The organism is Ruegeria sp. H8 (genome assembly GCF_056532905.1).
This window is the reverse complement of record NZ_JBQFNY010000003.1, coordinates 208,455-222,366: the sequence shown is the minus strand read 5'-3', so window position 1 is coordinate 222,366 and position 13,912 is coordinate 208,455. Positions and strand designations below refer to the sequence as shown.

The window sequence follows — 13,912 nt, the reverse complement described above, 5'->3', positions numbered from 1 at the left end:
GCAGTTGCGAGTTGGTTTGCACACAAGCAATTCGATTAAAGTCGAAATTGTTCAGACCTGAGTATTGTTTCAAACACTGCGCGATATAGCTTGCGCATACACGGCGCATAGAAAGGAGATTTATGCCCATGGAAAATCAGGGGTGTTGCGTTCCGAATTCTAAGGGCACGTACAGCAAGGTTGCAACGCCCAATGTGGCGAAGGCGAAGGCGCCAAGATTTGAAGGGGCATCGCTGATACCAAGTGGCATTCCAATTACTGGAACTGTGCGGCCACTGATGCCTGACGACGGCGAGGAACTGCGCAAGGGGAAAGCAAAGCCCCTGAGAGAATTTCGGATCGGTGAAACAGCCGTCACGAATGCGCAGTTTCAAGAATTCGTCGAGGACACTGGATATGTTACCGAAGCCGAACGCATTGGTTGGTCCTTTGTTTTTTGGCTCAATGTGCCAAAGGGTGTCGACAGCCCGCTTGGTGTGGAAGGCACCGAGTGGTGGCGACATATTGAAGGGGCAAACTGGCGCAATGTGAATGGACCGGGTACCTTTGAAACGGCTTGGTTCCCGGATCACCCTGTGGTTCAAGTTTCATGGAATGATGCGAGTGCGTACGCGCGCTGGGCCGGTGGCAGACTGCCGACAGAAGTCGAATGGGAACATGCGGCCCGTGGCGGTTTACAGGACGTAAAATACCCATGGGGAGACGAAGATCCAAACGATGATAACTTCTTCCCGTGCAACATATGGCAGGGAAAATTTCCGCGCCGAAATACGGTTGCCGATGGCTATGAAACAACAGCCCCAGCAGTCTCCTTTGAACCGAACGGATACGGTCTCTACAACGTCGTTGGCAATGTCTGGGAATGGACTGCAGATCCTTTCCGCATTCCTTCCTTGAAAAAAAGTGTGCGCGAGAAAATGAGCCGAAAGAAAGGTTTCCGGCTTTTGAAAGGCGGATCCTTTCTTTGCCACGCGACCTATTGTTGGCGATATAGAATCGCAGCGCGTTCAGGAAACTCGCCAGACAGCGCCACCACCCACCAAGGGTTTCGTGTAGTGTTCGATGCCGATATCTGAGATTTAGCCGATCACCGTATGTGTTTCCAGCTTTGCCGGCAACACTTAGCCGTCGTTCGTTTCTTGCCGTTGAGCCTGTTGCTCCGTCCATCCGGCCTCAAGCAAGTGCCTGATGACCCCATTCGAAACATTCTTATCCGGATAAAGGCGTTGCAATACAGCTCTCACAGGAAAAGCGGGAAAATCATCCGCTAGTTCTCTTACATAATTGTTTGCTTCCGCATTATCACCGTTGGCTTGATGCGACACAGCGAGATAAACGAGTGTCAACGCGCTCACCGGTTCGCCTAGTCGGACGGCATTCTCAAACGCGGCAACTGCTTCTGAGTAGTTACCATTGTGATAGCTCGCGACACCAAAAACGTTAAGGTTTGCGTGCTCCAGGCCTCTAGTATCTCTCTCGCGCGCGGGATCGGCGGCGCGGCGCGCTTCTTGATAATCACCTGCAAAGATTGAAATGACCCCGTGAAAATCCAGAACATTTCCGTCGTTTGGGCTCAACTCAGCCGACAGCCGCGATAGCTCGAACGCTTTTTCTATATCGCCGTCTGCAACTGCAACCCAAGCTAATCCTGACACGACCCAACCGTCTGTCGGGCTGATGGCCTGCGCTTTATCCGCTATCTGTTGGGCTTCCAAGAGCAAGTTTCTCTTTGCCGCACTATCGCCAACCAACATGGACTGCGTGGCGAGGCTGTGCGCAGCTCCTGCGTAACCGCACGCATAACCGGCATCCAAATCGACCGCCCGGTAGAACAGGCCGGTGGCCAAGTTTTGTTGCTCCGCATCCGCGATGGGGAACAGTAAGTTGCGACCCTGACGGCATAGGTTTTCAGCCTGAAGGCTAGCGCCGGAAAGATTGAGTAGCGCAACGCGTTCAGCTTTTGCTGACGAAGGCAGCGGTGATGCGACTTTGGGGGCGTTCTGGATCGCATAAATGCCGATGCCCAATGTAACAGCCAAGGCAGCACCAGCCGAACCAAACTTTACGACATCTTTTCGTCGCACGATGCTGTCACCGAGGGTCTCATTGGCCGCAACCGTTAAAGTCTTTTGATACTCGAATTTCGGTGCGTAACTGCCGGTGGGCATCTTAATGCGGATTTCGGCACCTGAACCTTCACCGGAATAATACTCCTCCAACAATCGTCGCAGTCGTCGGGCATCCACACGAACGACGTTTTCGCTGTAATCCTTGCTGGAGGGATCGCGCCCGTAGACATCCTGGGCGATGGTTTTTGCGCGTATGTCTTGGCCTCTACCGGAAAGCGTTTCCAAGGTGACATAGGAAAGAAACGCGCTCAGCCGCTCAGATCGGCTCATTCGATCCGTTTTTAAGAATGTGGCAACCGCTCTGTTGATATCGCGGTCATCTACTGTTCTTGGGTCAGCCTTTGCCGCCATACATTCCACCAAGCACTGGTTGACTTCCATTCGACAGTCTCACGTTTCACCCCGTTTCACCGTGTAATGCATAGAATTCAATACTACTCCGTGTGAATGTGTGGCTGTCACTGCTATTGTCGTTTGAAAGGTAACTTAGTGAGCCACGACGTTATTGCAAAAACATTCTCGTTGGCCTCCGATGAATTGGCTAGGTTACGTCATGTTCATCCAGGTTTGGATGCGGCCTGCCACGACTTTGAAGAACTAGCTGAACTTCAGGCCTGCGCCATGAAAGACAGCGACTCATGGGCAGCCAAACTAGCTCAACAAAGCCTTGAAGAGGTGAGGCTGGAAATTGAGCACAAGCTGCGTGAGGTGAATGCCTTCGACTCCACGACAAATAACTAATCCAAAATGGGAGAAAACCTTTGATATTCAAGCGAGATGTGAACCAATGGAGCCGCGCTGCGCTGCGATCGAGTGCAGCGCTGGCCGTCGGCGCCGCAATGGCCTTTCCCGCCGTTGCGCAAGAAGCTGCTGGCGAGATCGTGCATGATGCGGAGTTTTATGTTCTTGAGGCGCAAAATGGTGAGCGTTGGGCTGCCGAAGACGAGCAACTGCAAGCGCGCCTTGCAGAACTTGAACGGCGCTTTGGCACGAAGCCCAACCTTATCCATATCATGTGGGACGATACAGCTTACGGCGATCTTGGCATCCCGGCAATTCAAGCCGTGAGGGGCTTAGACACGCCGAACATCAACGCGCTTGCCGAAGAAGGCATGATGTTCACGCGCATGTACACCGAAGTGGGCTGCACACCCAGTCGGGCTGCCGCCGCCACAGGCCGGATGGCAATCCGGTCAGGTATGTACAACATCGGGATGCTGCAGGAGAGCCACGGTTTGCATGCTGATGAAGTGACGATGGCGGAAGTGCTTGGCGACGCCGGCTACAAAACTGCTTTCTACGGCAAGTGGCACCTTGGAGACATTGAGCAAAGCTACCCGCACAATCAAGGCTTCGACGAGGCGCTTTTCACTGGCTACAACCAAATCCTGTCGCTCAACACTCGTGAGGCAGAGCAGGGCAACGCCTCCATCGGCTTGTTTGAGGACATGCTGGTAGAAAACCCCTACAAACTTGACGATACCTTCGTCACCAAGGACTGGGTGATGGTCGCCGAGGGCACCAAAGGTGGGGAAACTCTTCAATGGCGGGATAATACCACCGAAACCTACGAAATGATCGATGCCGAAGGGCTCGATCGTATGTTTGCCTTTATGGAAAGCAGTGTAGAAGCTGGGGAACCGTTCTATGTTGCGAATTGGCCGATTATGGCGAACTTCATGCCGATCCGCCCCAAGTGCACACGCGCGCGCGCACTTTTGCAAAACGGGTTGCAATGCACAGTCGATCCGATGATCGCTGATATTCGTTCTAAGCTCGAAGAGCTGGGGATCGCCGAAAATACGCTGATTGTCGCGATGGCCGACAACGGGCCAATGTCGCACAACCCGCCTCCGGGCACCGGCTTCGCCGAAACAATCTTCCGTGGCGGCAAGGGTGATTTCCTCGAAGGTGGTGTTCGGGTTCCGGCTTTTGCAGTCTGGCCCGGCATGATCGAACCAGGTTCCTTGCCTGGCGACATGATCCATATCACTGATCTATTCACAACCTTCGCCAGCCTAGGCGGCGCGATCGACAACATCCCGACGGATCGCGTGATCGATGGGTTGGATCAGACATCCCTGTTGCTGAATGGAGATGGCCACAGTCGTCGCGACTACACCTTCACCTATGCCGGGCCAATGCTTGGAGCGATTGTGAAAGGTGACTACAAGCGGCACTTCATTTCGCCCGACCCGGTTGGGGACGCCAGTGGCATTCCAGCAGCCTTCTACTTCCTGCCGTCCGATCCGCGCGAAGTGCAGCCAATGCTGACCAACCTCATCCACCTCAAGCGGCCGTTTAACCGTATACGTTTGCGTCACGATCTGTGGAAAGAACGTTATCCTGATCGTCCGGAAACGCACGGTATTCCGTGGACCGGCATTGCAAATGCGTCCGAGCAGTTGAAGCGCGAGCAGGACCCGCAATTGGTGCTTGGCGATCTTCCATTCGATCCGCTCGAGTACATCGAGCACTTGGATGAATTGCCCTTCGACCCGGCAGGTGATCCCAGCTTGGGTGAATAAAAGGTACCCGCCCCGGCGTGTTGCTGCGCCGGGGCTCTAAACGGAGTTACCTGGAATGTATCGACGCAAGTTTTTGCAATATGGCGCGACTGCGCTCGCGACACCTTGGATTGCGAAAGCACAGGCCGCTGATCTGCCAATCACAGTGTCCAGCTATCTGCTGGATCGCACGGCGGCACTTTTCGACGGGCGAGTGCAAATCGAAGGCATTACGGCGACGTTTGTTCAGGATGCGATTGGTGACATGAACACGCGTGCGTTTTCCGGACAAGGTGATCGCGCAGTTACCGAGTTGGGACTGCACCCGTTTATTCTGGCACATGCGAATGATGACTTCAGGGATTACGCGCTTTTGCCTATTCCGCTACTGCGCCAGTTCAGACACAAGAGTATTTTCGTCCGGGCAGGTGCAGGTATTGAAAAGCCGGAAGATCTCAAAGGCCGGCGCGTTGGAACGCCCGGATACTCTTCGACATCACTTACGTGGATCCGTGGCATCCTAGAAGACGAATACCGCATAGCACCGTCAGATATGACTTGGGTGATCGCCAACAAGGATAGTTCTGCCGCCGAAGCCGGGGCAATTTCGGCACAGGAGCAAGTCAATCCTGAGGGTATTTCAATCGAGTCAGGCACCTCTGGTTTAGATGAATCCGAGTTGCTGCTTACCGGGGAGGTGGATGCTCTGATCCATGCAGCAGCACCTGCGGCATTTATCGAAGGCGACCCGCGGGTCGTTCGACTCTTTGACGACACCCGTGCCGTGGAACAGGACTATTTCCAACGCACAGGCATTTTCCCGATCATGCATGTGCTTGCGATCAGGCGCGATGTGGCGATTGATCATCCATGGCTCCCAAAGGCAGTATTCGACGCCTATGTGGAAGCGAAGCAAGTTGCATATCGCACACAAGATCGTCTCACATGGGTCACGGATATGCTTCCTTGGTACGCCGCCGAGGTCGAAGATACGCGGGCTCTAATGGGGCGCAACTATTATCCTTATGGGTTCGAGGCGAACCGCAAAACGTTCGAAACTATGTTTGCCTATTCGCATCGCCAAGGATTGGCGTCACGGGTACTCGCGTCAGACGAAGTGTTTCTGGAGGCTTCACTGGGGTATGACGATGTCTGAGCCGACGCCGCGCAAGCAGACGCTGTGCAGGCGGGCAGAAGGGTACGGAACTGCAGCCATTTCAGTCGATTCCCGAAAAATCAAATGAGAAAAACCAATATGAGATTTCAATCTATCCGTACTGGATCGATTTTGCTGATCTTTTCGGCAACGGCGTCTGTAGCGGAAACGGACGAGGAACTGGCCAAGCAACTAGCTAATCCCGTTGCTGCTTTGATTTCCGTACCATTTGAATACAAATACGATGAAAATTTGGGATCAGATGGTAAAGGCACGCGGGACACGTTCACTATAAAGCCCGTCATTCCATTCAGTCTGAACAATGAATGGAACCTCATCACGCGCACGATTATTCCGTACGTTAGTCTCGACGATGTCGCTACCGGGGGTTCTGGCAGCGGGTTTAGCGATATCCAAGCAAGTTTCTTTTTTTCTCCAAAGGAACCGACGCCTGCCGGGATCATCTGGGGGCTGGGCCCAATTTTACAAATCCCGACTTCTTCCTCTAACGGCATCGGGCGAAACGAATGGGGGGCTGGCATTACAGGCCTCGCGCTCAAACAACCCGGTCCATGGACAATTGGGTTACTTGCTAGTCACACATGGGACATCGCAAAAGCGGAGACGGAGCAAAGCGATACGTTCCTCCAACCCTTTATCAACTACACAACCCCAAATGCGTGGACTTTCGTTATTAACACTGAAAGTACGTACGATTGGGAAGAAGACGAATGGTCAGTCCCGATCAACCTACAAGTCAAAAAGGTGGTCTCATTCGGCGCGCAAAGGGTCAGTTTTTCGGCTGGCGTAAGAAGGTGGGTTACTGCGCCTGACAACGGCCCTGAAGACTGGGGCGCCACAATCGGTGCAACATTTCTCTTTCCAAAATGATTGTTGGAAAGTCTGTTAGCGTAAGGAACCCGTAAATGCTCATCGTACTTGGACTGTACTTCGGCCTAGCCTGGCTTGTGTTTTCAAAGCTCAAGCTCCTGCCGTGGAACGGATTTTTCAAAACCATTATCTATGGCGGCGCACTTGTTATCGCCCTTGTGGTGATTGGAGCATTGAACCACACAACTCCCTCAGGTCCTGTCTCGGTTCAAAGTCCGGTCATCAATATTGCTCCGAATGTGGCGGGTCCGGTTGTCGAAGTCGCGGTCGAAGCCAACCAAAGCGTCTCAGAAGGCGATGTGCTCTTCCGTATCGATGACACCACGCAGGCCGCAGAGGTCGCGCGCTTAAAGGCGTCTTTGGCCTCTGCTGAAGCGTCTGCTGATCAGCTCATTACCGATCTGCAAGCTTCGACGGCCGAGATCGCCTCGCTTAACGCTCAACTGGCTTTCGGAATAAAACGACGCGATGACATAATTGAACTCACAACACGCGGCGCATCGGCTGAATTTCAATTGCAGGAAGCGGTCTCTACGATTGAACAATTGGAAGCGAATCTCCGCGCGGCCGAGGCCCGGAAAGCCAGTCTAGAGCGACGGATTGCAGCTCAGGTTGATGGTGTTGACGTTGGCATTGTCGAAGTTCAAGAAGCCCTTGCGCAGGCGGAATGGGCACTCGAACAAACTGTCGTCCGTGCGCCAGCAGACGGTATCGTAACGGGACTGTCGCTGCGGGTTGGTAATCGTGTCACAACACTTCAAGGAGCAATCAACTTTGTAATCCCGCAGGACCGGATACTGATTGCACGACTACCCCAAAGCAGTTTAGGCAACGTGGCTGTTGGTGATACAATAAGGGTGGCTCTTGGCACGCTGCCCGGGCAAGAGTTTGACGCGGCTATTCTCGATATTCCGCCAGGAACGCGCGAAGGCACGGTGGACGCAAGAGGTGGGCTCCCTACCCTCCGAGATTTAAGCGGCGTTTCAGATTACATCGTGACCATGCGTGTTCCGGATAGTATTCCCGCACAGAAAGCGAGACTAGGAGCTTCGGGGACGGCGTTGATTATTACTGAGCAAGCTGGTGCTATTTCAGCCTTGGCTGAGATCCTGTTCTGGATCACAAAGCACCTGAACTACATCTAACAAAATTCATCTTTTTGAGACGTCTGAGCGTTTAAACACTGCAGTGGCTTGGTGGCTTATTGACTGGTTTGGTAGTGGCTTGTTTCGCGTTCATTCCAACAGATGCGCCTGAGTGCTCGCTTCGGACTCAAAGCGGATGTTGGCCGAAATGTCATCAACGGCTGCAAATGCGGACAAAGCCGACAATTACTGGCCCAGAAATCTGAGGCTGAACCTACGTTTATTTATTACGTGTCTTAGACGAATTTGGCGGAAATGAATGAAGGTACGCGAAGCTAGAAACCGAGTTGAGACTTGTTTTCTAAATAGGTTAGGCTCTTTTTTGAAAAACGCTTGGTCAAGAAGTTCCAAAACAGGAAGTGTTTATTATGGCGGACGCGATATTTTTCTTGGCAAGCTTTGCTTCTGTGATTGTTGCATTGCTTTATTTCCGCGATCTCGGCGACATACCGCAGCTTTTTATGAAAACGAAGCGAGCCAACGTGGACCGGTTTATTCGCAATGAATACCAGTTTGTCGGATTTGGAATGGCGGCGTGGGTTGTCTCCGCAGTTACACATTTTGCGTTTGGCGGCGGTGCGGCATGGGTATTCTGGGTCTTGACCGCGCTGAGCCTCGGTCTTGTTGCCTTTACCTGGGTGTATGTCCATGTGGGGCTGCGGAACCAGAAAGAAACGGCAAAATTCTACAGCATCGAAGAGGCACAGGAGTTCGTCAGCCCGACCACTCAAGTGGTTATTCTAGAAAACAATGGCGTCGCCCGCGCGCATCCGCAACCGCAAATCATGCGCCCTCATCTGGTTGGTACTCATGACGGTCTGGACGGTGAACCCGTTATCATGACGTTCTGCGCTATAGCCAATCTAGGTCTAGGCTACGTTCCGTCGGTGGAAGACCAAAAGCTTGATCTGGAGGTTCTTGCCCAGCATGGCAACAATCTTGTTATGCGCGACAATACTACGGGTGAGCCTTTGCAGCAGATTTATGGCTTTCGCGCGATGGACGAGGACAACAGCGTCGAGGGACCCGTCTGCCCATTGCGTCCAGAACTGGCGATGCGTGCATGGCCGACATTTCGCATGACGTTTCGCGGTTTTCAAAAGGCCTATCCTGAAGGTACGGTCTTCCTTAACAAGTTACCTTCAAATCCGTTTTTGTTCCTGCTGGACAGCGCGATGGACCTGGCCTTTACCGCGACGATCCAGAAGCATCACACTGAAGCCAAACCAATCATGCAAAACTTGGAGCGGCCGATTGATCCGCGCTTGCCCACAAAGACGTATGTCTGGGGCGTGAATATCGGGTCGGATGCGACATGTTGGACCGATGATTTCATCGTCTCGCAGGGCAATTTGGTGAACGCCGAGGTGGGTGGACAGCCGCTGGTAGTGGCTTGGAGCCCGACTTATGAAAGCTTGAATGTTTGGATCAATAATACGGGTGCTCCGGTGCAGAGCATCGACTTCTTTGGGAACACCGTCGACGGCAAACAGCTCGAACGTTCCGCAGATGTGAAGGCCGGTCTCTTCTGGCACGTCTGGGCAGAGTTTTTTCCCCATACCGATGTCAATCGCACCAATAATCCAACGTCGGTCGCGAAGTCCGAAACCTGAATTTACCCAAGCTTAACTTGGGTAATTCATGCTAACAAAATGCCATGAAGAACTGCCTGCTCAGGGCTCAACGCGGTCATCCGCTGCATTTCGCATGAACGACTCTTTCGCGGACAAAAATGCCAATGATTCAGTTTGTTTAAATGATAGTACAGGGCCACAGGGCATCTAGAAGATGATCGCATGCGCAGTAGTGCGGCTTTCACAAACCGAACATTGGAACTGACGACTGCGACTACCGCACGCGAGCGATCTGCCGTGCCGACAATGGCACGGCCAGTATGATAAGTGCGAGAACCCAGAACGCGGTAACCAGCGAAGTTGCATTCGAAATAAAGCCGATCGCGGCCGGTCCGATGAGGATCCCTGCATAGCCGGTTGTTGTAACCGCAGCGATCGCAATGCCGGGCGGCATGATTGTCTGGCGACCCGCAGCGCTGAACAGTACCGGCACGAGGTTTGCAGCACCCAGACCAATCAGGATGAAGCCCATAGTTGCAAAAGGTGCAAACGTTGACACCAAGACCGTTGAAATTCCTGCCATCGTGATCAAACCGCCCAGAACAAGTGTTGCGAAACCACCGATCATAGCCACCAGGCGATCCCCAGTTAGCCGGGCAACGAGCATTGCGACCGAGAAAAGAATATAGCCGACACCAGCGTTTTCGGCCGAGGCGAGTTCTCTGTCGATGAGCAAAAGTGCGCCCCAGTCAAGAACCGCGCCCTCGACTAGAAAAACGATACCAGCCAACACCGCCAGAAGGAGAACGATACCACGCGGCATAGCAAAGGGTTCGGGTTCTCTTCCCGTGACACTAAGGAACCTTGGTCGCGCAACCATCATAGCAACGAGTGCGGTTGCGGCGCCAAGTGCGGCACAGACCGGAACCGGCACAGAAAACGACAAGAGAAGCGTGATAAGACCAGCCCCGAAAAAGCCTCCGATGCTCCAATGGGCATGGAAATTCGACATGAGCGGTCGTTTCTCAATGCCTTCAACTTCGGCTCCATGGACGTTCATCGCCACGTCGATGGTTCCCAGTGATGCACCAAAGATAAAGAGCACAATCCCCAATATCAGAGGGGATCCAGCCAACGCCAAAAGTGGCAGCATGACGATCAGCCCGAACCCGCCCCAAAGGATCAAAGGGCGCGCGCCACGGCGTGCCGCCATTACGCCGGTTGCGGGCATAGCCATGATTGATCCCAGCCCAAGGCAAAGCAGCAGGATACCGAACTCCGCCTTGTCCGCTCCAACGTTTGCCTTGAAGAAAGGAAACAGCGGTGCACAACACGCCATGACGAACCCTGCCGCAAAGAACGAAAGGCGTGTAGCCACACGCGCTGGAGTTGTTTTAGCAAGGTCCGGCGTCGTGAATGCGAGAGCTGCATCAGCGCTGTCCGTTGTTGATATCATTGGGTCAGAACCAGTCTTGTGGTTGTTGTTTTCAGGGCATTGGCCGCTTCCGGCGCCGCATCCGAAACAATCGTGTCGATCTCTGCCAGAGCCAGCGTGCGATGTCTTGCTCGCCGACCTATTTTGGTCTTTTCAGTGACGACAATCGTGCGGTTTGCCGACTGATGCATGGCCCGCTTCATTTGCGATTCATCGTGATCGTCGGAACTCAGGCCAAATTCCTGATCCAAACCGCAAGCCCCCAGCACTGCGACATCTGCAGCGACATCCACAACACGCTCCAGCGCGGTTTCGCCAGTTGCAATTCCGCCTTGCGAGCGCAAGGTGCCTCCTAGCAGGAAGACAGCGATCCCCTTGTTTTGACACGCAATGGCAATCCAGGGCGATGGTGTCATGACCAGTCGACCGTCTTGCGCTGGCAAGGCCTCGACAACGGCCAAAACCGTGCGCCCGCCATCCACCAAAAGGGTCTGGACATCGCCGATTTCTTGGATGGCTGCTGTGACCACACCCCGACTGACAGTGGTCCCCTCTTCAAGGCGAGTGTGCATTGGCATTGCCGGAACTGAGACAGGAACTGCCCCACCTCGCACACGCTGCGCTTTGCCTTTGGCCTCCAGCTCGAGAATGTCGCGTCGGATCGTATCGACAGAAACTCCATATTCGTCTGCTACACTTGCCGCCACGATCTGATGACCGTTGCTTAGTCGTTCGGCAAGTTCTGCTTGTCTTGTATCTGGAACATTAAGTTTCATGCAATTTCCTGCATCTTATTGCAAAAAGCCGCATAGTGTGTTTTTCCACCACGGTCAACACGTCAATTGAACAAGGCAAAGCGAATATGAAACTAGCGCATCTGGCCATTTGGACCCAAGACCTCGAAACCGCGGCCACATTCTGGAGAGACTATTTTGATGCCGAAGTGGGTGATCGATACGACAGCCAAAACCGTCGGGGCTTTGCGTCCCGCTTCATAAAGATCCCGGGTAGCGATACGCACATCGAAATCATGGAGGGTCCGTGGGTCACACCGCATTCAATCGAAGCTTGCGGTTGGGCGCATGTCGCATTCTCTGTCGGCACAAGCGACCAGGTCGATGCTCTTGCAAATCGGTTTAGCCATGAGGGGCTGCTCGTGTCTGGTCCGCGAAGAACGGGCGATGGCTACTATGAAGCCGTCGTGCGGTCACCTGACGGCACTTTGATCGAAATTATCGAATAGCGAGTAGACCCAAAAGTTGATCCAATGACCGATGCTGCAAAAAAAACGATGTCGCCTTTGGGCTCGAAGCTGTCATCTGAACCTTTCTGTAAAATTTTAGCTGAGCGACGTAAACTAGCCCTTCAGAAGCGACTTGCGCGAGCGTAACGCCCGCTTTCACACCTCAACGACCGCGGTTGGAGGATTCGGACATTGGGTTAAGGCGAGGTTGTTGCATGCAGGGTATCTCACTTTAGCATTGGTCTAGCCTGGAAAAATTTTCTTTAAGCCACTGATACAATGCTATCATTAACAGTCTTTTAATCAGTGGGTCGCAGGTTCGAATCCTGCACGGCTCACCACTTTTTTCTAAGTTAAAATAATGTGTTATGCGCTGTAGCGATTGTGTTGCTACTTGCTCAGCAAGAACATCTGCTTTGAATGGGGGACTTATGGGGGAGAAAATCCGCTGATTTCTAACCCTAGTTCAAACCCGTAGCCAGCCTAGCTGATGTCAGGTTTTTTAAGCATTTCTTCAAAGGAGGTGCGTCTGCATCATCTTTCGTCAAAAACGCTGACCAGCTTTCATCGGCGAGTGTTTATTGATTTGCGCGGGCGGGCTATGTGCAATGATGGCCTCGTTCCGGGCCTCGACACACAAGTCAACATGCGTCATGTCGTTGGAATGACAGCTCAGAGCCCTGTACGACGCCTAGTCCGCGATCGACACGAGATTCAGGAGTCCGGTCTTGACTGGCTGGAAGGCGATGTCGGCGCAAGCCCGCTTAGACAAGCCACAACACAAGGCAACATGCGATTGATCCGAGGGACAGGCTTCCAACAACCAATTGCAAGTGGAAGCGAGATGCCGGTTGGGCGCTGTGCGCTTCCAATCGGGAATACACGCGGCGGGCGTTCATCCACGCTCCACAGTAGATTAGCAGCGAGATCAACACAAAAAGGGTGGCTGCAGCCTTCGCCAGCCACTCGGGTTCGACGGCGGAAAATACGGCCTTAAGGCCAAGGGCGATGGCCACGCATGCCATTCCGGTTCTCATCCATCCCGCAAATGTGCGCTCATTTGCCAAAATGGTGCGGTCTTCGGCCCAGTCGGTCCGCTCCTCGGCCAAGTTTTGGCTTTTCGTGTTTTTTTCAGACATTGCCGCCCTTTGGACTAGTCACCAGATCGGAATGTGCAGGCTTGCCGGTTTTTCGGCAAGCCTGCCCAAGACCTTAAACGCGCACAGTTGGGTCGCAAAACGACACACGCGCCCGGTCACCGCGTCAGCTTGATTTCGAGATCGCCCGCAGCATCCAAGCTGCCTGCTCATGAAATGCCGAACGTTCGGTCGCCAGATCTTCAGTCACGACGTCTTTGCGGCTTCCTGCAAGCTCGGTCAGGGTGTGCAGGCGGTGCGCCACCCGCTCGTGATCAGCAGCCAGATCTTCGATCATGTCGGCGGCGGACAGGTCCCCTTCGCGATCCTTGATGGCCGAGAAATCCAGGATGTCGGACATGCGCGAGGGCGCCAGGTGTCCCAGCGCGCGGATGCGTTCCGCGATCTCATCAGCGGCGGCGAACATGTTTTCGTACTGTTCTTCGGTCAGCTTGTGGATCGAATAGAACAGAGGGCCTTCCACGTTCCAGTGATACGCATGTGTCTTGAAGGTCAGCCGGTAGGTGTCGGCCAGAACATCAGCCAGACCTTTGGCCAAAGGTGCGGTGTCGCGCACGCCAGTGGAAACGGGGTTTTCGTTCGGGACAACGTTCAATGCGTCGGTCATGACAACTCCTTTTTTCTACTGGGGAAGAAACGCCCAAAACCGGATTTGGTTCCACTTTCGGCGGAAAA

Annotated in this window: 13 protein-coding genes; 8 read left to right on the top strand and 5 right to left on the bottom strand. The window is 53.5% G+C overall.

What is annotated here, in order from left to right; translation table 11 throughout:
- Nucleotides 1-128: 128 nt before the first annotated feature.
- Complete coding sequence (locus ACR0A2_RS10610; protein ID WP_480834975.1) at nucleotides 129-1,076, top strand: formylglycine-generating enzyme family protein; 948 nt, start codon at nucleotides 129-131, stop codon at nucleotides 1,074-1,076.
- A 45-nt stretch (nucleotides 1,077-1,121) separates the two neighbouring features.
- On the opposite strand, the gene ACR0A2_RS10605 is transcribed toward ACR0A2_RS10610, so the two are convergent.
- Nucleotides 1,122-2,510 carry a tetratricopeptide repeat protein gene (locus tag ACR0A2_RS10605; RefSeq protein ID WP_480834974.1) on the bottom strand — a complete coding sequence of 463 codons (1,389 nt, stop codon included), beginning with the start codon at nucleotides 2,508-2,510 and terminating at the stop codon, nucleotides 1,122-1,124.
- Nucleotides 2,511-2,618: 108 nt separating this feature from the next.
- Between ACR0A2_RS10605 and ACR0A2_RS10600 the strand changes: the two genes are divergently transcribed.
- The 6 genes from ACR0A2_RS10600 to ACR0A2_RS10575 all read left to right on the top strand — a co-directional run bounded on the left by ACR0A2_RS10600 (nucleotide 2,619) and on the right by ACR0A2_RS10575 (nucleotide 9,441).
- Nucleotides 2,619-2,870: a hypothetical protein gene (locus tag ACR0A2_RS10600; protein WP_480834973.1), complete on the top strand. Its 252-nt coding sequence runs from the start codon at nucleotides 2,619-2,621 to the stop codon at nucleotides 2,868-2,870.
- 20 nt (nucleotides 2,871-2,890) lie between these two features.
- Nucleotides 2,891-4,657, top strand: a complete 1,767-nt coding sequence (locus ACR0A2_RS10595; RefSeq protein ID WP_480834972.1) for a sulfatase-like hydrolase/transferase — start codon at nucleotides 2,891-2,893, stop codon at nucleotides 4,655-4,657.
- Between the two features lie 55 nt (nucleotides 4,658-4,712).
- Nucleotides 4,713-5,792, top strand: coding sequence for an ABC transporter substrate-binding protein (locus tag ACR0A2_RS10590; RefSeq protein WP_480834971.1), 1,080 nt, complete (start codon nucleotides 4,713-4,715; stop codon nucleotides 5,790-5,792).
- An 84-nt stretch (nucleotides 5,793-5,876) separates the two neighbouring features.
- Nucleotides 5,877-6,683 (top strand): transporter family protein, encoded by an 807-nt coding sequence (locus tag ACR0A2_RS10585; protein WP_480834970.1) that lies wholly within the window; start codon nucleotides 5,877-5,879, stop codon nucleotides 6,681-6,683.
- Nucleotides 6,684-6,718: 35 nt separating this feature from the next.
- Complete coding sequence (locus tag ACR0A2_RS10580; RefSeq protein ID WP_480834969.1) at nucleotides 6,719-7,828, top strand: HlyD family secretion protein; 1,110 nt, start codon at nucleotides 6,719-6,721, stop codon at nucleotides 7,826-7,828.
- A 368-nt stretch (nucleotides 7,829-8,196) separates the two neighbouring features.
- Nucleotides 8,197-9,441 (top strand): DUF3179 domain-containing (seleno)protein, encoded by a 1,245-nt coding sequence (locus ACR0A2_RS10575; protein WP_480834968.1) that lies wholly within the window; start codon nucleotides 8,197-8,199, stop codon nucleotides 9,439-9,441.
- A 235-nt stretch (nucleotides 9,442-9,676) separates the two neighbouring features.
- On the opposite strand, the gene ACR0A2_RS10570 is transcribed toward ACR0A2_RS10575, so the two are convergent.
- Nucleotides 9,677-10,780: an MFS transporter gene (locus tag ACR0A2_RS10570; RefSeq protein WP_480834967.1), complete on the bottom strand. Its 1,104-nt coding sequence runs from the start codon at nucleotides 10,778-10,780 to the stop codon at nucleotides 9,677-9,679.
- Nucleotides 10,781-10,854: 74 nt separating this feature from the next.
- Complete coding sequence (locus tag ACR0A2_RS10565; RefSeq protein ID WP_480834966.1) at nucleotides 10,855-11,613, bottom strand: DeoR/GlpR family DNA-binding transcription regulator; 759 nt, start codon at nucleotides 11,611-11,613, stop codon at nucleotides 10,855-10,857.
- 86 nt (nucleotides 11,614-11,699) lie between these two features.
- Between ACR0A2_RS10565 and ACR0A2_RS10560 the strand changes: the two genes are divergently transcribed.
- Nucleotides 11,700-12,080, top strand: a complete 381-nt coding sequence (locus tag ACR0A2_RS10560; protein WP_480834965.1) for a VOC family protein — start codon at nucleotides 11,700-11,702, stop codon at nucleotides 12,078-12,080.
- Between the two features lie 764 nt (nucleotides 12,081-12,844).
- Here the strand turns inward: ACR0A2_RS10560 and ACR0A2_RS10555 are convergent.
- Both ACR0A2_RS10555 and ACR0A2_RS10550 read right to left on the bottom strand, forming a co-directional pair.
- A complete protein-coding gene (locus tag ACR0A2_RS10555; protein ID WP_480446577.1) occupies nucleotides 12,845-13,219 on the bottom strand; it encodes a YidH family protein in 375 nt (124 codons plus the stop codon).
- 124 nt (nucleotides 13,220-13,343) lie between these two features.
- Entirely contained in the window at nucleotides 13,344-13,844 is a 501-nt protein-coding gene (locus ACR0A2_RS10550) for a Dps family protein (RefSeq protein WP_480446578.1), read from the bottom strand.
- Between the last annotated feature and the right edge of the window lie 68 nt (nucleotides 13,845-13,912).

Bases quoted from the DNA above. Each gene is read 5' to 3' on its own strand.
- ACR0A2_RS10610 (WP_480834975.1), top strand. From the start codon at position 129: ATGGAAAATCAGGGGTGTTGCGTTCCGAATTCTAAGGGCACGTACAGC.
- ACR0A2_RS10605 (WP_480834974.1), bottom strand. From the start codon at position 2,510: ATGGAAGTCAACCAGTGCTTGGTGGAATGTATGGCGGCAAAGGCTGAC.
- ACR0A2_RS10590 (WP_480834971.1), top strand. From the start codon at position 4,713: ATGTATCGACGCAAGTTTTTGCAATATGGCGCGACTGCGCTCGCGACA.
- ACR0A2_RS10585 (WP_480834970.1), top strand. From the start codon at position 5,877: ATGAGAAAAACCAATATGAGATTTCAATCTATCCGTACTGGATCGATT.
- ACR0A2_RS10580 (WP_480834969.1), top strand. From the start codon at position 6,719: ATGCTCATCGTACTTGGACTGTACTTCGGCCTAGCCTGGCTTGTGTTT.
- ACR0A2_RS10575 (WP_480834968.1), top strand. From the start codon at position 8,197: ATGGCGGACGCGATATTTTTCTTGGCAAGCTTTGCTTCTGTGATTGTT.
- ACR0A2_RS10565 (WP_480834966.1), bottom strand. From the start codon at position 11,613: ATGAAACTTAATGTTCCAGATACAAGACAAGCAGAACTTGCCGAACGA.
- ACR0A2_RS10560 (WP_480834965.1), top strand. From the start codon at position 11,700: ATGAAACTAGCGCATCTGGCCATTTGGACCCAAGACCTCGAAACCGCG.
- ACR0A2_RS10555 (WP_480446577.1), bottom strand. From the start codon at position 13,219: ATGTCTGAAAAAAACACGAAAAGCCAAAACTTGGCCGAGGAGCGGACC.
- ACR0A2_RS10550 (WP_480446578.1), bottom strand. From the start codon at position 13,844: ATGACCGACGCATTGAACGTTGTCCCGAACGAAAACCCCGTTTCCACT.